Origin of the sequence: Thermosinus carboxydivorans Nor1 (assembly GCF_000169155.1) — a bacterium.
Lineage (GTDB): Bacteria > Bacillota > Negativicutes > Sporomusales > Thermosinaceae > Thermosinus > Thermosinus carboxydivorans.
The window spans coordinates 1-23,534 of sequence record NZ_AAWL01000028.1 but is presented as its reverse complement, the minus strand read 5'-3'; the positions used below and the strand labels follow the sequence as shown (position 1 = coordinate 23,534).

The 23,534-nt window shown below is 47.1% G+C and carries 24 protein-coding genes and 2 pseudogenes; 1 reads left to right on the top strand and 25 read right to left on the bottom strand.

What is annotated here, in order from left to right; translation table 11 throughout:
• The 22 genes and pseudogenes from TCARDRAFT_RS13035 to TCARDRAFT_RS12940 form a co-directional block, all read right to left on the bottom strand.
• Positions 1-1,071 (bottom strand): 3-methyl-2-oxobutanoate dehydrogenase subunit VorB, encoded by a 1,071-nt coding sequence (locus TCARDRAFT_RS13035; RefSeq protein ID WP_007290440.1) that lies wholly within the window; start codon positions 1,069-1,071, stop codon positions 1-3.
• 17 nt (positions 1,072-1,088) lie between these two features.
• On the bottom strand, positions 1,089-1,292 hold the full coding sequence (locus TCARDRAFT_RS15115) for a 4Fe-4S binding protein (protein ID WP_071934031.1): 204 nt from the start codon (positions 1,290-1,292) through the stop codon (positions 1,089-1,091).
• A gap of 45 nt (positions 1,293-1,337) precedes the next feature.
• The gene (locus tag TCARDRAFT_RS13030; protein WP_007290439.1) at positions 1,338-2,108 is read right to left on the bottom strand and encodes an IclR family transcriptional regulator; all 771 of its coding nucleotides are present in this window, start codon (positions 2,106-2,108) and stop codon (positions 1,338-1,340) included.
• A gap of 137 nt (positions 2,109-2,245) precedes the next feature.
• Entirely contained in the window at positions 2,246-2,428 is a 183-nt protein-coding gene (locus TCARDRAFT_RS13025; RefSeq protein ID WP_040683443.1) for a DUF4264 family protein, read from the bottom strand.
• Positions 2,429-2,441: 13 nt separating this feature from the next.
• Positions 2,442-3,017 (bottom strand): phosphate propanoyltransferase, encoded by a 576-nt coding sequence (gene pduL / locus TCARDRAFT_RS13020; protein ID WP_007290438.1) that lies wholly within the window; start codon positions 3,015-3,017, stop codon positions 2,442-2,444.
• Between the two features lie 42 nt (positions 3,018-3,059).
• Positions 3,060-3,407 (bottom strand): ASCH domain-containing protein, encoded by a 348-nt coding sequence (locus tag TCARDRAFT_RS13015; protein WP_040683442.1) that lies wholly within the window; start codon positions 3,405-3,407, stop codon positions 3,060-3,062.
• A 20-nt stretch (positions 3,408-3,427) separates the two neighbouring features.
• Complete coding sequence (locus TCARDRAFT_RS13010) at positions 3,428-4,591, bottom strand: LL-diaminopimelate aminotransferase (RefSeq protein WP_007290437.1); 1,164 nt, start codon at positions 4,589-4,591, stop codon at positions 3,428-3,430.
• A 63-nt stretch (positions 4,592-4,654) separates the two neighbouring features.
• Positions 4,655-6,043 (bottom strand): NADPH-dependent glutamate synthase, encoded by a 1,389-nt coding sequence (gene gltA, locus TCARDRAFT_RS13005; protein WP_083795439.1) that lies wholly within the window; start codon positions 6,041-6,043, stop codon positions 4,655-4,657.
• A gap of 8 nt (positions 6,044-6,051) precedes the next feature.
• On the bottom strand, positions 6,052-6,888 hold the full coding sequence (locus TCARDRAFT_RS13000) for a sulfide/dihydroorotate dehydrogenase-like FAD/NAD-binding protein (protein ID WP_007290435.1): 837 nt from the start codon (positions 6,886-6,888) through the stop codon (positions 6,052-6,054).
• A gap of 26 nt (positions 6,889-6,914) precedes the next feature.
• Positions 6,915-8,198, bottom strand: coding sequence for an amidohydrolase (locus tag TCARDRAFT_RS12995; protein ID WP_007290434.1), 1,284 nt, complete (start codon positions 8,196-8,198; stop codon positions 6,915-6,917).
• A gap of 18 nt (positions 8,199-8,216) precedes the next feature.
• Positions 8,217-8,873: a class II aldolase/adducin family protein gene (locus TCARDRAFT_RS12990; protein ID WP_007290433.1), complete on the bottom strand. Its 657-nt coding sequence runs from the start codon at positions 8,871-8,873 to the stop codon at positions 8,217-8,219.
• A gap of 4 nt (positions 8,874-8,877) precedes the next feature.
• Positions 8,878-9,939, bottom strand: a complete 1,062-nt coding sequence (mtnA, locus tag TCARDRAFT_RS12985) for an S-methyl-5-thioribose-1-phosphate isomerase (RefSeq protein ID WP_007290432.1) — start codon at positions 9,937-9,939, stop codon at positions 8,878-8,880.
• Positions 9,940-9,962: 23 nt separating this feature from the next.
• Positions 9,963-10,757, bottom strand: coding sequence for an S-methyl-5'-thioadenosine phosphorylase (gene mtnP / locus TCARDRAFT_RS12980; RefSeq protein ID WP_007290431.1), 795 nt, complete (start codon positions 10,755-10,757; stop codon positions 9,963-9,965).
• A gap of 128 nt (positions 10,758-10,885) precedes the next feature.
• Positions 10,886-11,497, bottom strand: coding sequence for an HAD-IA family hydrolase (locus TCARDRAFT_RS12975; RefSeq protein WP_007290430.1), 612 nt, complete (start codon positions 11,495-11,497; stop codon positions 10,886-10,888).
• A 112-nt stretch (positions 11,498-11,609) separates the two neighbouring features.
• Positions 11,610-12,029: a TIGR04086 family membrane protein gene (locus TCARDRAFT_RS12970; protein ID WP_007290448.1), complete on the bottom strand. Its 420-nt coding sequence runs from the start codon at positions 12,027-12,029 to the stop codon at positions 11,610-11,612.
• A 61-nt stretch (positions 12,030-12,090) separates the two neighbouring features.
• On the bottom strand, positions 12,091-12,846 hold the full coding sequence (surE, locus tag TCARDRAFT_RS12965) for a 5'/3'-nucleotidase SurE (RefSeq protein ID WP_007290429.1): 756 nt from the start codon (positions 12,844-12,846) through the stop codon (positions 12,091-12,093).
• Between the two features lie 28 nt (positions 12,847-12,874).
• A pseudogene (locus TCARDRAFT_RS16445) lies at positions 12,875-12,946 on the bottom strand (6-carboxytetrahydropterin synthase); the annotation flags it as partial.
• A gap of 142 nt (positions 12,947-13,088) precedes the next feature.
• Positions 13,089-14,372 carry a glycosyltransferase family 2 protein gene (locus TCARDRAFT_RS12960; protein WP_007290428.1) on the bottom strand — a complete coding sequence of 428 codons (1,284 nt, stop codon included), beginning with the start codon at positions 14,370-14,372 and terminating at the stop codon, positions 13,089-13,091.
• A gap of 271 nt (positions 14,373-14,643) precedes the next feature.
• A pseudogene (pssA, locus tag TCARDRAFT_RS12955) lies at positions 14,644-15,329 on the bottom strand (CDP-diacylglycerol--serine O-phosphatidyltransferase).
• On the bottom strand, positions 15,326-15,964 hold the full coding sequence (locus TCARDRAFT_RS12950) for a phosphatidylserine decarboxylase family protein (protein ID WP_007290426.1): 639 nt from the start codon (positions 15,962-15,964) through the stop codon (positions 15,326-15,328). The pseudogene pssA and the gene TCARDRAFT_RS12950 overlap by 4 nt, the downstream one beginning before the upstream one ends.
• 56 nt (positions 15,965-16,020) lie before the next feature.
• Positions 16,021-16,776, bottom strand: a complete 756-nt coding sequence (locus TCARDRAFT_RS12945; RefSeq protein ID WP_040683447.1) for a WecB/TagA/CpsF family glycosyltransferase — start codon at positions 16,774-16,776, stop codon at positions 16,021-16,023.
• A gap of 56 nt (positions 16,777-16,832) precedes the next feature.
• The gene (locus tag TCARDRAFT_RS12940; protein WP_007290424.1) at positions 16,833-18,857 is read right to left on the bottom strand and encodes a transglycosylase domain-containing protein; all 2,025 of its coding nucleotides are present in this window, start codon (positions 18,855-18,857) and stop codon (positions 16,833-16,835) included.
• Between the two features lie 117 nt (positions 18,858-18,974).
• Between TCARDRAFT_RS12940 and TCARDRAFT_RS12935 the strand changes: the two genes are divergently transcribed.
• Positions 18,975-19,886, top strand: coding sequence for a polysaccharide deacetylase family protein (locus TCARDRAFT_RS12935; protein WP_007290423.1), 912 nt, complete (start codon positions 18,975-18,977; stop codon positions 19,884-19,886).
• Between the two features lie 23 nt (positions 19,887-19,909).
• Here TCARDRAFT_RS12935 and guaB read toward each other — a convergent pair whose 3' ends face one another.
• The 3 genes from guaB to TCARDRAFT_RS12925 all read right to left on the bottom strand — a co-directional run.
• Positions 19,910-21,364, bottom strand: a complete 1,455-nt coding sequence (gene guaB, locus TCARDRAFT_RS12930; RefSeq protein WP_007290422.1) for an IMP dehydrogenase — start codon at positions 21,362-21,364, stop codon at positions 19,910-19,912.
• Between the two features lie 358 nt (positions 21,365-21,722).
• Positions 21,723-21,920: a hypothetical protein gene (locus TCARDRAFT_RS15620; protein ID WP_156784712.1), complete on the bottom strand. Its 198-nt coding sequence runs from the start codon at positions 21,918-21,920 to the stop codon at positions 21,723-21,725.
• 37 nt (positions 21,921-21,957) lie between these two features.
• A partial coding sequence (locus TCARDRAFT_RS12925) for an N-acyl-D-amino-acid deacylase family protein (protein ID WP_007290421.1) occupies positions 21,958-23,534 on the bottom strand: 1,577 nt, incomplete at its 5' end.

Genomic DNA, 23,534 nt, shown 5'->3' with positions numbered 1-23,534 from the left:
TTACTTGCCTCCCTTACCACTCATGATATTGACGATTTGTTCGTAGACCGCTTTCGGGCTCGGCATCATGCCACCCATTCGCCCGTAGAAGTAGACGGGCTTGGCACCGTTTACGGCTAATCTGACATCTTCAACCATCTGGCCGGCACTTAGCTCAATCGTCAAAAACGCATGAGCTTTTTGGGCAAGGAGGTTAAAAGGAAGATCGGGGAACGGCCATAAAGTAATAGGACGTAGCATGCCGACTTTCATACCTGCAGCCCGGGCTTTCTCCATAGCTGACCGAGCTATACGCGAAGTAATGCCATAAGCAACCAAAATAAGTTCGGCGTCGTCAGTATATAGTTCTTCATAACGGCGTTCTTTATCGCGAATGGTCTGATACTTTTTCTGCAGGTGAATATTATGCTTTTCTAATTCATCAGGCTGGAGGTGAAGAGAATTAATAATATTCGGGTCTTTCCGGCCGCCTTTCATACCTGTTGCTGCCCATGGTTTTTCAACAGGTGAAACTTGACTGGTATTAAACTCAACCGGCTCCATCATTTGCCCTAAAGCTCCGTCACCAAGAATCATAACAGGATTACGGTATTGGTCGGCTAAATCAAACGCAAGAATAGTGATATCTACTAATTCCTGGACAGAGTTGGGAGCCAGGACAATATTATGATAGTCGCCGTGTCCGCCGCCTTTAGTCGCCTGAAAATAATCGGCCTGACCTGGTTGAATTCCGCCAAGACCGGGACCGCCGCGCATAATGTTGACAATCACACAAGGCAGTTCGGCGCCGGCAATATAAGAAATGCCTTCCTGTTTTAGACTAATACCCGGACTGGACGAGGAAGTCATCACTCGGGCGCCTGCACCGGCAGCGCCATAAACCATGTTAATGGCGGCAATTTCACTTTCGGCCTGCAAAAAAACCCCGCCGACCTGAGGCATCCGCTTAGCCATGTACTCTGTCAATTCTGTCTGCGGGGTTATAGGGTAGCCAAAATAGTGGCGACACCCAGCAACGATAGCCGCTTCACCAATGGCTTCATTGCCTTTCATCAAGACTTTTTCTGCCACACCAATCACTCCCAACCTTATTTATGGATTTCAATAGCCACGTCAGGACAAGTTTTCGCACAGAGAGCACAGCCAATGCATTTCGAAGGATCTGTCACGGTAGCGGGACGATAGCCCTTACTATTGAAACGGTCAGCTATTACGACAATTTTTTTAGGACAAGCTCTTGTGCACAATTCACATCCCTTACACCTTTCTTCATTAAATACCGGTTTGGGCATATAGGTCTGTCCTCCTTTATAATTTTTCACAGGTTTTGCCTGGAATTAGCAAGTACATCCTAAACGCCGTGAAATAAGTTTAGCCTTTTCTTTTAGTATTTCTATAATTGCTTCATATCTATCCGCGCCAAGCATAGAGCTAGCGCTGGATATTGACAAGGCAGCGGCTACTTTTCCACCCGCATTATAGATGGGTACAGCAATACAGGTGATACCTTCGATCGTTTCATTGCAACCAAGGGCATAACCTTGTTCGCGTACTTTTATAAGTTCGCGGCGTAGTGCTTCAGGGTCGGTAAGCGTAAATTGCGTAAACCGTTCAATACCACGTGCTAAAATTGCTTCGTAGATTTCGTCAGGTGCATGAGCCAGCAGGACTTTGCCAACGGCGGTACTATGAATGGCCATGCTAAAATCGAATTTGGGAATAATAAGAAAAGGACGTTGCGGCTCTACTTTATCGACGATAACCAGCTCGTCACGAGCTAAAACAGCCAGTAAAGCAATTTCTTTTGTTTCGTTTGCCAGTTCAACCATGATCTGGCGGGCAGCAGTACGAATATCAAGTCTTTCTGCACAAATTTCACCTAGGTGAATAAGTCGCATTCCCAGCGAATAACGGCCATTATCGGTCTGTTGCACAAAACCACGGGCCAACATAGTTTGTAATAAACTGTGAACAGTACTTTTTTGTACGCCTAATATTTTGCTAAGCTCAGTCACCCCCATTGCATGGGGATGCCGGCCAAGAATAAGTAATAGTTCAAGGGCTCGATCGACAGAAGCGACTATATAGGGAGATACCTTTTGCGGCAATGAGCCACCTCCGTTTCCATATATCGAACAGCGTTCTGATTATAATATATTCGCGCAATGCTAAAAAAATCCTGCCTGGGTAAGCCTATTTACAGTATGAATACAAAATACCCCGCGCTTTTACGCGCGGGGTATTTTTATTCGGCTTCGTAAATTACAATAGTCATTTTTTCACCCGATTTACTGACGCCAAAAATGTACCCGTCCTTCTTTAACGACTTATTCAAAAAGTCGACAACATCTACTAAAACGGCGTTCGCGGCAAAGGTTTTGCTGGCGACAATTTCGAGCTTTCCTTTGACACCAAGTTCTTCATTCAAAATACTTCACGCCTTACTTTAGGATTTCGACTAGATCTCCCGTTTTGAGCATAGCAGCGTTGCCCTCATCGGTGTCAATATGCATTTCGAGCTTAAATTCTTCATGGACACGAACAAGAACGTTTTCGAAAACAACCGCCCGATCGCCGCCGCTGCGGACGCGAACGAAATCTTTATCTTTAAGACCAAACTTTTCAGCGTCTGCCGGCGTCATGTGGATATGGCGCCACGCGATAATTACCCCTTCTTCCAGCTTTACAGATCCCTGAGGGCCAACAAGAGTAACACCGGGTGAGCCCGTTAAGTCGCCCGAGTCGCGTACCGGAGGATTGATGCCTAGTTTTATGGCATCGGTAAGAGCAACTTCGACCTGCGACTTTTTGCGCTCCGGCCCCAAGATGCGAACATTTTTAAAGGTACCTTTTTCCGTTACCAGATCTACCGTCTCGTGAGCAGCATATTGTCCGGGTTGAGACAGTTCTTTCATGGGCCGCAATTGATACCCTTTGCCGTAAAGAATGTCTAAATGTTCGCGGGTAACATGAACATGACGGCCCGATACGCCGACGGGAATTTTAAAATTGGACATAACTGATAAGCACTCCTTTATTTAGATATAATAGTGTAATAACTACTCGATTATTTCTGAAAAGTAAATGACGGTTACTATATCAGCAGGGGTTAGCGTTTTTTCATAAATTGACTGCAAAAAGACCAAAAGGTCATCCACAGAGGCAAAATCCGGGTTTTCCCCTTGTAGATCCTCAATTGTTAGTTGGGCGATAGGTTTAACCAGAACTCTATCTATGACTGCCGTATATATTTTCTTTTTTTGCGCAAAACGTTTGCCGACTGTAACCCAGACTATGTCTCCTTCTGCGTATTTATGGGTTTTGTCTCCCAAGCGAATGGTACAGCTTTTACGCCGGCAGACCAGCTGACTATGATAATTCGAGGAATAAAAGTTAAGTGCCCGCATTTCTCTTCCCCCTTAGTTTTTCAACCTAGCCACTTTTTGATGCGCTCCACAGCTTCAACTAAACGGTCTTCCGGCTGCACCAGCGCTAAGCGGACATAACCCTCACCGTATTGTCCAAAAGCAACGCCGGGAATAACGGCGACGCCAGTATTTTTGAGCAAGTCAATGGTAAAATCGAATGAGGATTGCCGGGTAGGTACAGGTGCCCAGACGTACATGGAGGCTTTGGGCCTCTCAACCGGCCAGCCTATTGCCGTAAAGCCGTCTACAATTATATCACGCCGCCGCTGATAGCATGCAGCTGTAGCTATAATGCAGTCTTGCGGACCGGTCAGAGCTGCTATGGCTGCTTTTTGAATAGGGTAGAAAACGCCATAGTCAAAATTTGACTTTAGGCGCCCTAATAGGCCGATAACTTGAGAATTGCCCACAACAAAACCGATACGGCATCCAGCCATGTTATAGGTTTTGGACAGAGAATGAAACTCAACACCTACTTCTTTAGCACCAGGCACACTTAAAAAGCTATCCGGCTTATAACCGTCAAAAACCAGTTCGCTGTAGGCAAAGTCATGACAAATAACAAAACCGTAGCGTTTAGCAAGTTCGACCGCCTGACTGAAAAAGTCGCGCGTCGCCGTCGCAGCCAGCGGGTTATTAGGATAATTAATAATCATCAACTTTGTGCGTCGCAAAATGGACTCATCGATAGACGTTAAGTCTGGCAGGTACTGATTTTCCGGTTTGAGCGGCATATAGTGCAGCTGAGCGCCGGCCATTAAAGGTCCGGCACTATAGATGGGATAGCCTGGATCAGGAACCAAGACAATATCTCCCGGATTGACCAGGCATAAGGATATGTGCGCCAGACCTTCTTGGGAACCAATGAGAGAGTGGATTTCTGTTGACGGGTCTAGAGAAACGTTAAATTTGGTTTGATACCATGCGGCAATGGCCTGTAGCAATTCGGGCAGTCCTCTAGTCAGAGTATATCCGTAATTACGCGGGTTAAGGACGGCGTCTTGCAAAGCGGCGATTATGTGAGGCGCCGGAGCTAAATCAGGACTACCGATACTAAGAGTAATAACGTCGCGACCGGCAGCCGTCTCTTTTTGGCGCAATTCGTCAACCTGGCTGAAAATGGCCGACGTCAATCCCCGCATGCGCTCTGCCTGCTCAACCATGGTCTGCTCCCCCTATAAGAAATTCGCTTGGAAGATTTCCCACGAAGATATACATTCAATGTCTTACTGCGAATTCCTTGCACCTTTCCGTTTATTTTGCACGTACTCGTGAATAGCAGCCGCTGCCTTTTTGCCGGCTCCCATCGCCTGAATAACCGTGGCGGCACCGGTAACGATGTCGCCACCGGCAAAAACTCCTTCTTTCGACGTCCGGCCGGTTTCATCCGTAGTTATATTGCCCCGCTTATTTACAGCCAGGCCGGGAGTAGTTTGTTGGATTAAGGGATTGGGCCCTTGGCCGATGGCCATGATGACAGTATCGACATCAAGTACAAAATTGGAGTTTGCGATCGGAACAGGTTTTCGCCGCCCCGATTCATCAGGTTCGCCGAGCTCCATGCGGATACATTCTAATCCTTTCACCCAACCCCGTTCGTCGCCAATGATACGCACCGGATTGGTCAGTAGCCTAAATTCCACGCCTTCTTCCTTCGCATGTTCGATTTCCTCCGCTCGTGCAGGCATTTCTTCCTCTGAGCGGCGATACACAATATAAACATTTTCCGCACCGAGGCGCAATGCGGTTCGCGCGGCGTCCATGGCAACATTGCCAGCGCCGACAACGGCTACCCTCTTTCCAGCATGAACAGGCGTGCCTGCTTCGGGAAATTTATAAGCCTTCATTAAATTTACCCGGGTCAAAAATTCATTAGCTGAATATACCCCGTTGAGGTTTTCCCCCGGTATGTCCATGAAGTGCGGCAGTCCCGCCCCGGTACCGATAAAGACAGCGTCAAATCCTTCTTCGGTGAGGAGTTCGTCGATGGTAAAAGTCTTACCGATAACAGCGTTGACAACGATTTCCACACCTAATTCTTTCAATTCTTCAATTTCCTGGCGTACAATTTCCTTAGGCAACCTGAATTCAGGGATACCATACATCAGCACACCGCCCGGGGCGTGAAGCGCTTCAAATACCGTAACTTTGTAGCCCATGCGGGCAAGGTCCCCTGCAGCCGATAATCCCGCCGGCCCGGCGCCAATAACGGCTACTTTGCCAAGTGGCTCCGGCGGCAAAATTACCTTTTGTTTGCGTCCGCGGGCGCGGGCATAGTCGGCGGCAAACCGTTCCAGGCGGCCGATGCCTACCGGCTCGCCTTTTTTACCTACTACGCAGAATTTTTCGCACTGGTCTTCCTGCGGGCATACCCTGCCACAAATTGCAGGCAGGTTATTCTTGGTCTTGATTTCGTCAATCGCCGCAGTAAAATCGCCTTCCCGAATATGCTTAATAAAAGCAGGGATATTAATGCCGACCGGACAACCCTGCCGACAAGGTGCTGTCTTGCATTGCAGACAACGGCTGGCCTCGGCCTTGGCGGTAGTATCATCATAACCGAGTGCCACTTCGTCAAAATTGCGGCGCCGGATTTCCGGCTGCTGCTCCGGCATCTTGTGTTTTATCGATGACACGAACAATCACCTCCGCAACGATGTTCCCGGCGCTCATAACTATGATACATTTTTTGACGGGCCATTAACCCATCGAAATCCACTTCATGGGCATTAAATTCAGGACCATCAACGCAGGCAAACTTGTTTTTGTTGCCGACACTTACACGGCAACCGCCGCACATGCCAGTACCGTCCACCATAATCGGGTTAAGGCTGACAATAGTATGAACCCCGTACGGACGCGTTACCTCAGCAACACTTTTCATCATGATTACCGGACCGATCGCCATAACAAGGTCAATCTTTTCGCCTGCGGCAAGCATCTCCTTTAAGGGGTCAATTACCAAACCTTTTCGGCCTTTTGACCCGTCATCAGTAGTAATATAAAGTACATCGCTTATAGTGGCCATTTCTTGTTCGAGAATAAGTAAATCCGCATTGCGAGCCCCGATAATCGAAATTACTTTATTACCTGCTTCCTTGTAAGCGCGGGCAATGGGATACACCGGCGCGACACCAATTCCGCCGCCGACACAAACCACCGTACCAAATTTTTCAATGTGGGTAGCTTTGCCAAGAGGCCCTGCTAGATCGAGTAGTGCGTCGCCTGCTGACAAGCGGCCAAGTTGCCGCGTCGTATGCCCCACCTCTTGAAAAATTAAGGTGATTGTACCTGCGGCACGGTCGAAGTCGGCGATGGTGAGCGGAATACGTTCACCATCTTCATCAATTCGCAAAATGACAAACTGACCCGGCTGGCACTTGCGGGCAATAAGCGGTGCCTGCACAACGAACAACTTGACGCTCGGCGCCAGTTCCTGCTTTTTTAAAATCGTAAACAAAATCTCACTCCCCTTATGGTTAGTAATTAGCTTGTAAGACGCATACTGCGCCGCGCTGCCTCATATTTTACTCTTTCTTCGTCGATGGTGGTCAGTTTCCCTTTTTCTAGCAAAATGCGGCCATTTACCAAAACTGTATCCACATCACTGGACTGAGCCGCATATACCAAAAGTGATACAAGATCATGCCGCGGATGCCAATGCGGCCCCTGCAGAGATAGTAAGGTAATATCAGCCTTATAACCGGCGGCTAGCACGCCAACACTGCCGCCAAGCCCGAGAGCCTGAGCGCCGCTACGTGTAGCCATGTCTAAGGCGGTGGCCGCAGGCACGGCAAGAGGGTCGTTGTTTCTTACCTTTGCCAGGAGCGCCGCTAACCTCATTTCTTCCAACATATCCAGGTTGTTATTGCTCGCGGCGCCATCGGTTCCCAGGCCGACGCAAATGCCGGCTGATAGCAGTTCTTGTACTGGGGCGATACCGCTGGCCAGTTTCATATTACTGCCCGGATTATGAGCAACACGTACCTTTTTGCGAGCCATAATCGCAATATCCTCTTCCGTCAGATGCACACAGTGCGCGGCCAAAACACCACAATCTAAAACTCCGAGTTCGTTCATTAACGCAATAGGGGTTTTACCGTGTTCTTTCAGGCAGGTTTCAACTTCTCCAGCCGTTTCGGATAGGTGGATATGAATTTCGGCCTTCAGTCGGCCGGCCAATTCAACTACCCGGTGCAAGTAGGCAGGGGGGCAAGTGTAGGGCGCATGGGGGCCGAGCATAACGGTAATACGGCCTTCGGCCGCGTTATGCCATTCGCGGAAAAGTGCTTCGCTTTCATGTAGGGCTTGCTCTGCTGTGGGCGAAACACCCGCCATTCCCCGCGATAGAACCGCCCGTATGCCACTGTCAACTGCTGCCTGCGCAACTTCAGGCATAAAAAAATACATGTCAGCGAAAGTTGTCGTCCCGGTTTTCAGCATTTCGACAATGGCTAGCATGCTGCCCCAATATACATCTTCCGCCATAAGTTTTGCTTCGGCCGGCCAGATCTTATTTTGCAGCCAGTCCATGAGCGCCATATCATCGGCATAGGACCGAAAAAGGGTCATAGCAGCATGGGTGTGGGTATTGACAAACCCAGGGATAGCCAATTTATCTGTGCAGTCGATAACATGATCAGCTTGCCAATCTTGTTTTTCTGGCCCCACCCATGCAATTTCCGAACCGTTAATGGCTATATCACTCTTGGTAATTGTACCGTCTGCTCCCCAGACATAGGCACTTTTCAGTAACAATGTTTTCGCCATGCTATTTCTCCCATCATATCATTTTTGCCGTTGGCGGTAATGCTCTTTATAAAAGGTATGCATTATCTGGACATCCTTTTCGTCAAGCACGACCGCCCCGCCCAACTGAGTGGCGTAGATATAAATCTGCGCGGCTTTTTCTACCAGTTCACAGGCCGTTACCGCTTCTTCCAGAGAGTCACCGCAACCAATAACGCCATGGTTGGCCAGCAAAAGGGCATTTTTACCATTAAGAGCTTTGGCAGCGTTAAGCGCTAGCTCCTCTGTGCCAGGGAGAGCATATTCGGCTACATCAACACTTCCCCCCGTCACCTGAACAAGGTCTTCTATAATAGGGGGGATAGCCCTACGCGCTACCGCACAGGCACTGGCAAAAATGCTATGGGTATGCACGACGGCCCTAATATCGCTGCGGGCGCGGTAAATTGCAAGGTGCAGCGGCAGTTCGGAGGAAGGCTTAAGATGACCGTCAACAACCACACCATCTAAAGATACAATAACAATGTCCTCCGCCTTTAACGTCCGGTAGTCCCGTCCTGAGGGGGTAATAGCGATCAATTCGGAAGTGGGTAACCGCGCACTGATATTTCCCCATGTTCCCGCCACAAGCCCTTTTCCCAAAAGCGTACGGCCAACGGTAACAATACGCGCCCGAATATTTGACAACTTTTCCATAAATTTATCTCCTAATTTTTATCTTCTCGCTATTCGCCAGATCGGCAATAGCCTGATCATAGGGAGGGCGCAGTACCCCATATTCTGTAATAATGGCGGTAATATACTCATTAGGAGTAACATCAAAAGCGGGATTAAAAATATCAATGCCATCTGGAGCGACGCGAATCCCGCCAAAAGAACTCACTTCGTCGGCACTGCGCTCCTCGATCGGAATATCTGCACCGCTGGCAATCGTAAAGTCAAAAGTGGAAACCGGAGCAGCCACAAAGAAAGGAATACCATGCTCTTTGGCCAATACTGCCACGCTGTAAGTACCAATTTTATTAGCAACATCGCCATTACGGGCAATGCGGTCGGCGCCAACGAGCACCGCTTGTACCATACCCTTTTTCATAACCCAGCCCGCCATGTTGTCTGTGATTAACGTAACAGGAATGTTTTCTTGCGCAAGTTCCCAGGCTGTTAGCCGGGCCCCTTGCAGCAAAGGACGGGTTTCATCAACAAATACCCTTTTAATTTTGCCTTCCGACCAAGCCTGGCGTATGACCCCCAAAGCGGTACCAAAAGCAACCGTCGCCAAAGCGCCGGCATTGCAATGGGTCAACACGGCGTACTCATCTCTGGTAAAAAGCTGAGCGCCGTAAAGGGAAATCTTTTTATTTACCTCTTTGTCTTCGGCGGCAATAGCTTTCGCCTCGTCTTCCAATGCGGCCACGACAATAGCCGGGTCAGTCCCCTGGTCGTAGCGGCTTGCCACTAAGAGCATGCGGTCAATAGCCCAAAAAAGATTCACTGCCGTTGGCCGGGTCTTACGGAGTGCGGCCGCGATTTCAGTAAGGCCTGTCCAAAACTTTTCCTTGTCAGTAATCAATTCCCGTGCTCCCAGTACCAGACCGAAAGCAGCAGCAGCGCCAATAGCGGGAGCTCCCCGCACTTCCAGGCGCCGAATGGCCTCAGCCACTGTCTGCCAGTCGCGACAGGAAATATACTCGACTTTTGCAGGCAGAAGAGTTTGATTTAATAGTTGCAATACGCCGTCAGACCAAATAATGGATTGCAGCACAAGTCATTCACTCCTGTGATTGCCTATAATTGGAATCCACCGTATTCCGCCAGTGCATGCCGACAAGTACAATCGGCGTCCGGGTCAATTAAGGAAATAGTTTCCATAATGAGACGCTTGATATTTTCTGTATTGGCTTTCATTGTGTCCAAAACTTCACCGTGCGTGAGTGGCTGAGCCGATATACCTGCAGCGTAGTTTGTTACCATTGAAACCGTGGCATAACACATTTCTGCTTCACGGGCTAATACCACCTCCGGGACATTGGTCATTCCCACAACATCACCACCCAATTTAGCAAACATAGCTATCTCCGCAGGCGTTTCAAACCGTGGTCCCTCAGTGCACACATAGGTACCTTTCGTATGTATAGCAATTCCGATTTTCTTTGCTGCTTTTTCAAGCTTTTGGCGCAGCGCAGGGCAATAGGGCTCAGTAACGTCCACATGGACGACGCCCCTTTCTCCTCCTTCATAAAAAGTATGAACTCTGTTTTTAGTGAAATCGAGAAATTGGTTAATCAGGACGAAATCGCCCGGTTTCATGTCCGTGTTGAGCGAACCTACGGCCGTTGTAGCCAGAATGGCTTGTACACCGATTTTTTTCATCGCCCAGATATTGGCGCGATAATTGATTAAATGAGGCGGTATAGAATGTTTGCTCCCGTGACGAGGAATGAACGCAATCGCTCGTCCGGCGTATTCACCCACTTTATACCGCACAGCTCCATAAGGTGTGAGAATTTCCTCCTCGCGCACGTTTTCCAAAATACGCGGATCATAAACACCTGTTCCGCCAATAATAGCCAATTTTGTCACAGTTATCACCTACAAAGTATTTATGCAAAAATATATAACTATATTTTACTATATTTTGCTATATTTTATCTACAAGAATTGCCCTGAAATAAGACTGCATAAATCTCGCCTCTGGACATCCTGGCTGCTTATTTTGTGCGCGAAATTTCGCAAATAGAAAGTAAATCCTCCATCGTGTTCAGAATATAATCCGGTTTCTCAGCTACAATACTCTGCCAAGGTACCTGGGTCCACCGGACAGCAGCGGTATGCGCGCCTGCCCGTTTAGCGCTGATGATATCATGAGGACTGTCCCCAACCATTAAACAGTCGGCAGCGGTAAGCCCCAATTCTTTTATGGCGGTAAGGACAGGTTCAGGATCGGGTTTATGTTTTTGGCACTGTTCCACGCCAATAACGGCTGTAATATACTTATCCAAATTAAAAAGCCGTAACCCGCGAAGCGCCGTGCCCTGCGTTTTCGAAGTAACAATAGCCATGGCTGTCCCGGCATTATATAGTTCCTGCTCATGATGGGTTAAGTTATAGTCGCGATAAGTAGCAATTAACTCATCTACTTTATCAGGTCCCAAATGCTCCATGGCAGCACGCAGCGTTTGGCCGAAAAAAGGGTGAATCTCTGCCGGAGTGATGTCACGATTATAATGAACGCGAAAAGTATGTTGAAAAGATTTAACAATAAGTTCTGTGGTGTCTAGCAAAGTACCATCTAGATCAAATAATATGCCTCTGTATTTCAAGAAAGCAACCTCCTATTTTACAACTTGAACGTCGTGTCATCCTGTATGAATGAGGAAAAAGGGCCCAGTGGCCCTTTAGCTTTCTCGAACCATCAACAAAATCCTGCAGCATTTACAAATTTACGCCTACCAGTCCACCTAACGCACCTGCAGCAAGTCCGGCAAAAAATTTATTGGTCAGAACCAGCCAGGAAAGAGGTTCAGGGGATAATTTTACGCCGATGCCAACAGAAATTAGGACATAAAGCAAGCCGATTGCCATACCGATAATGAGTCCCATCGATTGCGCTTTTTGCGTTGCGTAAGCGCTGCCGATAAAAATACTGGTGACAGTGATGCAAACCATCAAATAAGAAAGGTAGTGTTCTACAAAAGAACTATCTGAGACAAGGCTGATCAGTGATAAAAAGAAAGTGCAGATGAGGGAAACAACGAGACTAACCACCAATCCTTTTAATATCATCAAGATAATCGCTCCAGGTGCTTTTTGCGGCGGAGCGTTAAACCTTGAACGTCGCGATACTTTGGCCACAATTTTCCCTCCTTAGGAGTTTTAGTGTAAATTTATGCAGATTGCGGCCAAATATACCGGATTATAGCCCCCATTTTCGCAGTAAATCCATGATAGCATAATTGGTCAGGTCGAAATGTATAGGTGTTACGGAAATCTTTCCTTCTTTTACGGCAACAATGTCACTATCGGGATCGTTGGTGTTATCCACTAAATCGCCACCCATCCAGTAATATAATCTCCCTCGGGGATCAGTGCGGCGCTCAAAGGTATTTTTGTATTGTCTGACGCCTAGCTTCGTGACAGCTACGCCCCCTAGCCTATTCGGCGGTAAGGCTGGCACATTAACATTTAACAGTGTATTAGGCGGTAATGTATTTTGCATCATAGTTAAAATCAGTTTCCGGGTAAAATCGGCGGCAGGCGTAAAATCAAAGGGTTGCCAGGTGTCCAGTGATACAGCCACAGCAGGAATACCGTGCAAGGCACCCTCAATCGCGGCGCTGACGGTCCCGGAATACAACACATCAGTACCTAAATTGGGTCCATGATTAATGCCTGAGACTACAACATCGGGCGGCTCAGCCAACAATGCTTCGATTGCCAATTTTACGCAGTCGGTCGGTGTTCCGCCAATACGCCAAGCTGTAACGGAAGAATTATCAATGTGGTGCGGGTCTACTCTTATGGGATGGTGAACAGTAATTGCCTGACTTGTGGCGCTGCGCTCACCGTCAGGTGCTACTACCGTAACTTGAGCGATAGCGGATAAAGATTGCCACAGGGCTTTGATGCCGGGCGCAAAAATACCGTCATCATTGGTCAATAAAATATGCAAGCTCCTTATCCTCCCCAATAGCTAGTCTTCACGATAGATGCACTTCAACTTTCCAGTTATGGCCGTGCAGGCGCGCACACTTACCGCGATAATCGGGTAAACGATGTTGCTACCTCAAAATTCGGTAATGATCGTTAATTCAACCACAGTTGGCCCTCCTATTAATAGTATGTTCAACTACCGGACGAAACCAACAAATGTGAAAAAAGATGAGTTTGCATAAAACTCATCTTTGCATCGAACTACTTGACCGCCTGTTTGCTCAGTAAGTTTTCCTTGGGAAAATCACCTGGCTGAGTTAGAAGAATGTCGTGATAGCTGAGGCCACGGGTATGTTGGGTATGGCTCCACTCACGGTCATTACGGTGTAAATAGCCCATAAATGTGATAGGTATCCAGCTATAAACAAAAATGGGATAAAAGATCAGATAGAGCCACGACTTCCAATGGGCCCGGATTTTCGCAAGTACAATAATTGGAAAAACATACTGGCCGATTGCAATCACTGTCCACACTTCGACCGGTAGCACCATATACAAAATATTGGTATAAAAAGGAACGATGTGATAGATATAGCTCAGCAAAACAAAAATTGTTGATAAAATAAGAAAATGAGGCTGCAGCAGATGAAGAACACCGTCAAGGATACGGATATCGCGCCGTTTAAAACCCTCATAGAGAAGACGCGGAATATAGCGGCCGGCAACATCGAAATGGCCTTGTGCCCACCGCTTACGCTGATACCAAGACTGTTTAAATGTCAGCGGTTTTTCGTCATACACAATGGCGTCATGCGCCCAAGTTGTGCGAATACCCTTGAGCAACACTTTCATGGTAAATTCCATGTCTTCGGTAAGGCAAGTAGCTCCCCAACCAAACTTCTGCAAGACGTCGGTCGCGATACACATGCCAGTGCCGCCAAGAACGCTTGACAAACCTATATTATATTTGGCTAAATGCCAGATATGATTAACTACCCAGAACGATATGGCAAACGTACCGGCAATCCAGGTATCGTGCGGATTTTTTGCATCCAGGTACCCTTGAATTACCTTTTCTCCCTTGCATAGCCGGTTGTTCATTTCCAGCAGGAAATTAGGATGGACCAAATTATCGGCATCAAAAACAACTACAGCATCATACTTTCGTTTCATCCTGAACAGTTTAGCAAACATCCATTCCATGGCATAACCTTTGCCCCGCTGTTCCAAGTTAAAACGTTCGTACACGATGGCTCCGGCATTGCGGGCTATTTGGGCAGTACGATCTTTGCAATTGTCAGCTACGACAAAAATATCGTAAAGTTCACGGGGATATCGGAGAACTTGCAGATTCTCTACAAGTTGACCGATAACCTGTTCTTCATTGTGTGCGGCAATAATAATGGCAAAACTTTTTTCCGGAGTAGTAATTTTTTCCTCTTTTCTTCGCCAAATACCAAATATGGCAATAATAAAATAATACAACGTAAAAAATATGATAATAAGCTGCATCGGGATCATTATGTAATCAAAGATATAATTCATAGTTGTTCTCCTTTGAGTTCGCCTGAAAGCTATTTTCGGTTAAATACAACTAAAATTTTACGTTTGGGATCCCGCTCGTGTCAAGAAGTGAAAAATCTTGTCTGGCGGCATAGCTTTCCGGCATATGGTCTACGGGTGAACTTTTGCCAATAAAATGTTTTTTCCTTAGCCAAAAACGGTTTTTCGCCGGCAGTCTATCCAATAATATATCCCGCAAAAAAATAAGTATCCTCAGCACAGGGATACAGCAGAACAGGTCGCATAACAGAACCTATTGATTAGGTTTAGGCTTAGCCTCAAAAAAGCCAAAAATTGTATTTAAAATACCGAATAAGGCATAGGCAAAAAAGGGCACAAACAAAACAGATTGTAAACTTAGCGACAGGATATACCCTGCTACTGCCAACGTTAGCAACGCAGGAATGGTCCTGATTCGTTCACCGCCTTTACCTTTAAAGTCTGGATAGCGAATAGTGCTAATCATCAGATAGGCAAATACGATAACCATCACCGGAAACAACCAACCGGCCGGACGGACGCCAAGCATCACAAAAGTTGCGATAACACAACCACCTGCCGGAATCGGCAACCCCATAAAATAACCCTTCACTTTAGTGGTGTTCACATTAAAGCGCGCGAGCCGGAGCGCGCCACAAGTAGCGAAAGCGGCTGCCGCCAAATATCCGGCAACCCCAAAATCTTTTAGAATAAACGCATATGCTAAAATCGCCGGTGCAACACCGAAGGAAACTAAATCACACAATGAGTCCAGTTCTTTGCCGAATTCGCTGCTGACTTTAAAATAACGGGCAACCCGTCCGTCCAAACCATCAGCAACCATTGCCGCAACAATAAGAAGCCCTGCCCGGCTAAAATCGCTATGAAACGTAGATATAATAGAAAAATTCCCAAAACTAAATTCAATGCGGTTAATGCATTTGGAATGACGCTTCTCACTGCCTTAACCTCCCTATGATTGTCTCTCCACCTTTTACCCGATCTCCTTTCTTCACCAGGATTTCTACCGACTTAGGCACAACAACTTCCGTACATGAACCAAACTTTATAAGTCCATAGCGTTCACCCGGCTTTAGAATACTGCCAACCGTTACCCAGGAGACAATGCGTCGGGCCAAAATGCCGGCAACCTGCGTGACTAAGACTCGCATGTACTTATTCTCTAGTCCTATGGCGTGTCGCTCGTTTTCACAGCCGGCCGATTCCTTATAGGCCGGTCGAAAACGGCCGCAGGTATATTGCTGAAATTTAATTTCACCGGCAATGGGGCTTCGGTTTACATGAACATCAAAGATAGATAAAAAAATACTGACCTTGGTAGCCGCCTCATTAAGAAACTGGTCTTCATAAATATCACAAACGCTAATGACCTTTCCGTCCGCCGGCGCCAGCACCAGCGTTTCGTCATCAGGCACATTACGTTCAGGGTTGCGAAAAAAGAAAATAACATAAGCCAAGAGCACACCAGGAATGATACTCCAGTAGGGGCCAAAAGCAAGAGCAACAATAATGGTGATCAGCGCCATGACCGCTATGTAGACGTAACCTTCTTTAACAATCGGCGTCTTAACCATCTAATCACCTCCCCTAAACAACCTCCTTGTCTTGCCCATTTCTTAATCTCAACCAATTATAATATACTGCCGTCATCTTTGTCTAACTTTTTGTCCGTCAGCACCCGGTAAACAAACCGTGGCAAGGCCAGCATTCGTACCGCCCGCTGCGGTTGCGACATGAGCCGGTATAGCCATTCCAAGCCAGCACGTTGCATCCACACTGGGGCACGGCGAACGGTACCGGCCATCACATCAAAAGTACCGCCAACGCCAATGGCTACCGGTACGGACAATTCTTTGCGGTGTTGCCATAACCACTTTTCCTGTTTAGGTACACCAAGAGCAACAAATATTACATCGGGCCTACGGGCACGAATATCTGCAAGCAGGGCAGCTTCGTCGGCGGCCTGAAAAAAACCATGATACGTCCCAACAATATTCACGCCGGGATAGCGGCTTTCGGCGACCGCTTTAGCCCGGGCGGCAATGCCTGGAGCTCCGCCTAATAAAAAAATACGATACCCGGTAGTTGCTGCTCGAGCTAGAATAGCCTGGGCTAAATCAAATCCAGCTACTCTCTCTGGCATTTTATAGCCATGATAACGCGCCGCCCAAACGATTCCGGCTCCATCAGGAACGACCAAGTCAGCTTGACGAAGAATGTTTGCCAATTCTTTGTCCGACTGGGCCATCATTACCATTTCCGCATTCGCTGTGGCAACCAAATGGGAACTTGATTTATCAGCAATAAAACCTTCGATAACTGTCAACGCTTCCTTCATCGTAACAACGTCGATCGGTACATTCAAAATATTAATTCTTGTCCGCACAATTAATTGGTCATCCTTTGCCAACAAATTCCCTTCTTTAAGATTGTATCACAATATTAAAAACCGGGCAATCGTGGCCATGGTAGTTTCCACCGCGGCCGTTCATCCTTTTGGTCACGTTTGGGTTCTGCACGCTGATCCGTTGATGGCTCCTCCAACTGCTGACGAGCGCGCCAGTCGGGAAACGCCAGACCTGGCCAACTCCGCGGGTCAACAGTAGTTGGTTCCGTACCTTTGATAAAAGCACTGTACTCTACTTCCGGGCAGCCGCCACTAGAACGTTTGCCTGAATCGGCGCAAATAGGAACATTAGTAATTATATTGCGGGGAACAGCAAAATCAGCAGGGGTAGTTCCAGCCAAAACCTTGGCCATCATGGCGCCCCACAAACCGGCCACTTCGGTACCGGAAATACCGACTGGTTTCCAATCATCATTGCCAATATAAATGCCAACCAGCAACTCAGGGGTATAGCCGATAAACCAGGCCGTCACATAATCGTCAGTTGTACCGGTTTTACCTGCCGCCGGTCGGCCAATATTGGCGTTGGTCGCGGTCCCATCCTGAATTACGCCGCGCATCATGTCGGTCATTAAGTAAGCAATTTCGGGACTTAATACGGCGCGCTGGTTAAGACGGCCCTCTTCTAAAACCTGGTCTTTTTCATCCAATACCTTAAGAATGGCGATCGGTTGCGATAAGATGCCGCTATTAGCGAACGCCGTATACGCGGTCGTTAGTTCAAGCAGATTAACGCCTCGGCGTAGTCCTCCCAAAGCTGCAGCTAGGTTATTGTCTTCAGGAACTATAGTCGAGATACCCATAGTTCGTGCCAGTGATAATATGTTGTCCATGCCAACCTGGTTGGCTACTTTTACCGCCGCTACATTGACTGACCATCTGAGCGCTTTCTTCACGGTAATAGGACCGCGATATTTTTTATCATAGTTTTTTGGTTGGTAACCGCCGATGTTAATCGGCTCGTCGACAATGACCGATGCAGGTGTTAGACCCTGCATCAACGCCGCGCTGTAAACAAATGGTTTGAAGGCTGAGCCAGGTTGGCGAACTTCGGCAGTAACACGGTTAATTTGGCTTTCTTCATAATTTCGTCCCCCTACCATCGCCTTTATATACCCAGTACGCGGATCAAGCGCCAAGACCGCTCCTTGCCTCTCGCCTAACACGGCTTCAGCTGCCTGCTGGGTTTTTATATCCAAGGTGGTATAAACTTTTAACCCGCCTTTATAAACACGATTGGCGCCATACCGACTGACCAGCTCGTTGGCTACATAGTCAAGAAAATAAGAAGCTTGCACCACACGCTTCTTTTTTCCCGCTAACACCAACGGCTCAGCATTGGCCTTTGCTGCTTGTTCTGCAGTTATATACCCTTCCTTCACCATGCCCGCCAACACAATAGCCCGACGATCCAACGCTGCTTTTAAATCAATGTATGGTGAATAGATATTGGGACCACGGGGTAACCCGGCAAGCAACGCGCTTTCGCCAAGCGTCAATTCGTTGGCATGTTTGCCAAAATAGACCTGAGCGGCCGCTTCTATACCATAAGCGCCTTCGCCGAAATAAACTTGATTGAGATAAGCTTGAAGGATTTCCTGTTTAGAGAACTTGCGTTCGATGACAATGGCCAACAACGCTTCCTTGATTTTGCGTCCTAGGGTTCGTTCTTGGGTCAAAAACATATTTTTCGCTAATTGCTGCGTAATAGTGCTCCCTCCTTCCGCCAAGCTGCGAGTACGGATGTCAACAATTAGGGCACGGACTATTCCTATGGGGTCAATGCCGAAATGACTATAAAACCGGGTATCTTCATTGGCAATAATTGCTTGCTGTACATATGGCGAGATATTGTTTATCGACACGACGATCCGGTTTTCTTCGAATAATTTAGAAATTAACTGTCCGTTTATGTCAAATACTTGCGTTGCAGCAATATGCTGAAGATTATCGATGGTATCTGTACGTGGAAGACTGAAAAAGGCGTAGCCAATACCGGCAAAGATGCTCAAAATAACCACGACAATAATGCCGTCAATGATATATTCACGCCAACGCATAAAATATCACCATCCTCTTCTTTCCTAGTATATCCGAAAGGCGCTTAACTTTTGCGCGCAGGATTTTTAACGATAGGCAGCGAATAATCTTCACTGCAGTCAACATAGGAGTAATTAATGATGTTATTGCCAAAGTATTTTCGTTTTGCCTGCGGTTTTGGCAGTTTAGTGTTTGCGCTCTTAGCCATTTGTCCATTAGCTACGTTAGCCTTTGAAGGCCGTAATGTTTCGTCTAGTAGTGGTGAAGAAACCAAAACCGCCGCTGCCGTAGTTAACCTGCCAATCGAATATCCATATAGTTTATTGATGGACGAAACGAATACAGTGTTGCAGCCCGGAAAACCGGTATATGACAAATATACGGTTGCCGAGCGTAAAGTACGCAATTTGCCGACAGCCTTGCCGGTTGTTACACCTTATTATGCGGAAAAAATAGTGTACCTTACATTTGATGATGGTCCCGATCCGGAAAATACGCCAAAAGTACTGGATATACTCCGCCAATATGGTATTAAGGCTACCTTCTTTGTTGTCGGTTCACAAGTTGAACAATATCCGCATATTCTTAAGAGAACTTTCGAAGAAGGTCATGCGATTGGTAACCATTCTTACAACCATATTTATAGCCAGTTGTATCAATCTGCGCATACGTATATTAGACAGCTGCATCAAACAGATGATGTTATTAAAAACGTCATTGGTGTACGGCCGCGAATTTCGCGCGCGCCAGGCGGTTCAGCAGGCAGTTTTACCAAAGAATATTGGAAAGCTTTGGAACAAGATGGTTATGTAGAAATTGGGTGGAATATTAGTTCCGGCGATGCCTCTAGTGCTAAGGCTCCGCAAATCGTAGACAATATAATCCGGCAAATGCGGAACAAATTTCTCTGGAATCACGCTATTGTCCTGATGCATGATGGCCGTGGTCATAGTGAAACAGTAAAGGCTTTACCGCATATTATTACTTATTTTCAAGAACAAGGTTTCGAATTTCGCGTTATAAATTTAGAAACACCGCCAGCTTGGTAGCTAGCGGTGTTTCATTTATGTCATCATAGACTGTAGTTTGGTGCTTCTTTAGTAATATGAATATCGTGAGGATGACTTTCTTTTAAACCGGCCCCTGTTATCCGGATAAACCGTGTTTTGTTTATCAGTTCTTCTATATTGCGCACACCGCAATAACCCATGCCTGCCTTTAGGCCGCCTACTAACTGAAAAACCGTATCGGCCACAGATCCCTTGTAAGGAACACGACCTTCAATACCTTCCGGCACAAGCTTGTCCATGTTTTCTTGGAAGTAACGGTCTTTACTGCCTTCCGCCATCGCGCCGAGAGAACCCATGCCGCGATAAACTTTATAACTACGACCTTGATAAATGATCATTTCGCCCGGACTTTCTTCGGTACCCGCCAGTAAGTTGCCAATCATTACAACATGAGCACCAGCAGCAATGGCTTTGGTAATATCACCAGAATACTTGATGCCACCATCAGCAATAATCGGAACTTTATACTCCCGTGCCGCACGAGCGCAATCATAAATAGCCGTAATTTGCGGAACCCCGATACCGGCAATAACACGAGTAGTACAAATCGACCCAGGCCCAATGCCTACTTTTACAGCATCAGCACCTGCTTCAATTAAATCGCGGGTTGCCTCTGCTGTAGCAACATTGCCGGCAATCAAATCGATATTGGGATAAGCCTGTTTGATCTTCTTTACAGCTTCAAGTACGCCACGCGAATGACCATGTGCAGTGTCGATAACGATGACATCGACTTTCGCCGCCACGATAGCATCCACGCGATCCATCATGTCGGCGCCTACGCCGACGGCTGCAGCAACTAACAACCGCCCTTTGTTATCCTTGGCCGAATTAGGATATTTCTGTGCTTTTTCGATGTCTTTAATGGTAATAAGCCCTTTCAGGTTGCCGTGTTCATCTACAAGCGGCAGTTTTTCGATGCGGTGTTGGCGCAAAATTTCCTTAGCTTGTTCAAGGGAAGTGCCAACAGGTGCAGTAATCAGATGTTCATGAGTCATGCATTCGCGAATTTTCCGCCTCAAATCCGTTTCAAAACGCAAATCACGGTTGGTTAATATCCCGACAAGCTTCCCCTTATCCGTAACAGGTACACCTGAGATACGGTATTTTTCCATCAAATCATGTGCATCTTGTAAGGTATTTTCGGGCGAAAGAAAAATAGGATCAACAATAATTCCGTGCTCTGACCGTTTAACTTTATCAATCTCGTTAGCCTGTCGCTCGATCGACATATTTTTATGAATTACACCCAGTCCGCCTTCCCGCGCCATCGCAATGGCCATCCGTGCTTCGGTTACGGTGTCCATGCCAGAACTAATAATAGGAATGTTTAACTTAATATTACGAGTTAAATTAGTACTGACATCTACTTCACGAGGTAACACATCCGATTTAGCAGGTATTAACAGCACATCGTCAAAAGTTAAACCTTCAGGTCCAAACTTGTCATCAAACATAAAACCTACCCCTTTCGCTATCTTATGTTGGTTATTGCAAAATATAATATCACAGGTACACATGTCAAATCTACCACTTTATGTAGTTTTTATTTAATTTAGCTGTTGCGGTCCCGAAGACCACACGGTGACGGTACGCCCACGGCGCCGCACTGCTGCCAATAGCGCCCGGGCGGATATGGGTTAGCAATTATTACTTCTGCCTCGGGGTTAAGACACTCGAGCAAATAATCGATTTCCGGTCTATCGGCCTTACTATAAGAAAGACCGATCATAAACACTTTGTGAGCAGAGGTATATACTCGTCCAGGTGATCCAAAATCGCGGCAAAAACTTTAAAATCCTCATCGGTCCTAGATTAGTTTTGTTGCACCAGGCGGATTGCTGCAGCAAAACGCGGCAATGACTGCAGTAAGGACAACCAAGGCTTGCCTGGATTTCCCCGTTGCCAACCTAAAGGACGTTGCGGATTCCATTCGTCTAAAAAAGGACCGAAAAATTGTCGCAGACTCATGGCCAAGCCGTTCCCCACTATCAGACCGATACGTTGTACCAATCTTTTTCCTCCAGCCATTTTGCTTTTTTCTACTAGTTCATTCCACGGAACCAGATGGTTTATGCAATAAAAATTTCCCACCTGTTTGGTACGTTAACTTACCCTGCATCACCGCCAGCTTGCCGTTAACCAACACGTATTCGATGCCCGAAGGAGGACGGAAAGGCTCTTGATAGGTGGCGTTATCTTTAACGACTGCGAAATCAAAAATCGTAATATCGGCGTAAAAGTTCGGCTGCAACTGGCCCCGCCCATTCAATCGGAAAACAGCCGCAGGGAGTGAAGTCATCTTTCGCACGGCTTCGGGCAGGGACAAGACCGTCTGTTCCCGCACATAGCGAGCTAACACGCGCGGAAAAGTGCCATAACTGCGGGGATGCGGCAAACCTTCAGCCAAAGGGCCGGAAGACAGGCGTGCACCTGCATCGCTACCTACCATGGACAGGGGCCATGTCAAAACCCGTACCAGGTCTTTTTCATCTATCGCGTGCTGGATCATACTAACAGAGCCCTCTTCTTCCAGGAGAAGAGTGATCACAGCCTGAGCCGGACGCTTGTTTTGGGCTAAAGCCACCTGCGCCAGCGATTTTCCTTGGAAAAATTTATTCTCAGGCTTACGAACTTTCGTGATAATAATCGTTTCATAATCGCCTGCTTCCCGGTCGATGTCAGCCATAAGCATCTCACTATTAAATAACTCACGCAGCCGCAAAAGCATTGCATCTTTACCACCGTCATGCATCCAAGCCGGCAGCAGAGTAGCGAGACTTGTATGCAAAGCTGTATAAGGGTAAACGTCGCAATATATATCAACGCCCTCACTACGAGCTTCTTGCAGCATAACCAGTGTTTTTGCCGTTTTCCCCCAGTTGTTGCGTTTCCTTGCTTTATGATGGGAAATTACTCCTCGCACTCCACTTGCTTTACAGACGGTAAGCGCTTCCTTCACCGCGTCGATTAGTCCGTCACCTTCATCGCGGATATGAGTAGTGTAAACTCCCCCTAATTGGGCAAGAACTTGGCACAGACCCTCTAGTTCTGTTCGGCCGGCAAAGCACCCTGGCGGGTATACCAACCCCGAACTAAGGCCTACGGCGCCTTCGCAAACCGTTTGGCGCAGCAATGTAGCCATTAACATTAATTCTTCCGCGGAAGCCTGGCGGGCGGCGGTACCCATAATCAATGATCGAAGGTTGCCGTGACCGGTGAGAGTAGCCGTATTAATACCGAGCCGATTACTAAGAAGTTTAATAAAATCGGCAGTTGTCGACCACTCTTCGTTCGTATCCTTACCACAATCGAGAAGATCGCGTAGCTTATGATTTATCGGCGCAGCCGATTCACCACAATTACCAATGATTTCGGTAGTAACTCCTTGCAAAATTTTGCTCACGGCGTAAGGGTTATGGAAGTACCAGGCATCTGTGTGAGAATGAACGTCAATAAAGCCCGGCGCCACAACCAATCCGGTTGCATCAATTATTTCTCGGGCCCCTTCTTCGCTGAGTTCTCCCATTGCCACAATTTTGTCGCCCTTAATACCGATGTCGGCATAATAACCCTCTTGCCCAGTACCATCCACGACCAATCCGTTCTTGATTTTTAAATACCAAC